This window comes from Herbivorax alkaliphila (genome assembly GCF_030848475.1).
Classification (GTDB): Bacteria; Bacillota; Clostridia; order Acetivibrionales; family Acetivibrionaceae; genus Herbivorax.
On the sequence record NZ_JAVDDS010000135.1, the window covers coordinates 1 to 1,249 of the forward strand.

The 1,249-nt window shown below is 32.4% G+C and carries 1 protein-coding gene; it reads right to left on the reverse strand.

The window, feature by feature from the left end:
- On the reverse strand, window positions 1-1,240 hold a 1,240-nt coding region (gene ltrA, locus RBH29_RS17680), incomplete at its 3' end, for a group II intron reverse transcriptase/maturase (protein ID WP_306698332.1).
- Window positions 1,241-1,249 lie beyond the last annotated feature (9 nt).

Genomic DNA, 1,249 nt, shown 5'->3' on the forward strand with positions numbered 1-1,249 from the left:
ATTTGAATATCCAGTCTCTTGTTTTGCTTTGAGTGAAGTATTTGTTTTTCCTCCACCCTTTAGACTTCATAGAATGTCTTCTCTTTGCCCATAGCCATAAATATCCAAAAATGTTCTTGTCTATGGTTTGAAAAGCTTTCTTTGCACAAACATGCTTATGATAATTACACCAGCCTCTTATAATTTGATTTAACCTAATTATTAATATCTCTTGTTTCTGCATTAGATTCTTTCTCACTACTTCTTTTATTTTAAAAGTAATATTTTTTATCGACTTTGCAGAAGGTTGTATTATAAGTTTATCATTGTGCTTCCTGAAATTCCATCCTAAAAAATCAAATCCTTTTTTAATATGAGTTATTAATGTCTTTTTTGCTGACAATTCTAATCCTCTTTCTGTTAAAAAGTCTTCTATCATTTTCTTAATATCTTCAATGGTTTCTCTACTGTTTGCTGTTATAACAAAGTCATCAGCATAAACAGTAATATGTACTTTTTCTTTATTATATCTTCTGTGGATGGAGCCTGCTCTATTTGTCCAATACTTCTTCTTTAGCATAGTTGCCATCCCATTTAATGTTAGGTTTGCAAGGGTAGGAGAAATTATCCCACCTTGTGGTGTTCCAGCTTTTGTCGGAAATAGATTGCGTTTATAAACATAACCTGATTTCAAAAACTGTCTCAATATTTTCTTATCCATGATAATATTTTCTTGCACCCAATCATGTGATATATTGTCAAAACATCCTTTTATGTCTCCTTCAAGAACCCATTGTGCAGAATTTTTAGTTGATAGGCAATTAAATAAGTGTTGGCTTGCGTCCTTTGTACTTCTATGTTTTCGAAATCCAAAACTAGATGTATCCATTATTGCCTCTGATAATGGGTCTAAGCATAATAAATGTAGTGCTTGCATCGCTCTATCTCTAAATGTAGGAATTCCAAGGGGGCGTTTTTTACCATTTGACTTGCTTATGTATGTTCTTTTTAAAGTAGTGGCTCTGTATTTGTAATTATTAAGTGATAGTGCACCCTTGTATTTACTTTCCGCCGAGGACCATATTTCTCCGTCAACTCCAGGAGTTCTTTTTCCTTTATTACTTGTAATTCTTTTTACAGCAAGTAGTTTTGCATAAAATGACTTTGACACAAGATACTGCAACTTTTTAACTAGATTCATTCTATTCTCTGATGCTGCTTTGGCAATCCTTGATTGAAGTTTATTAACTTTTGCTTCTATACTGTTCCA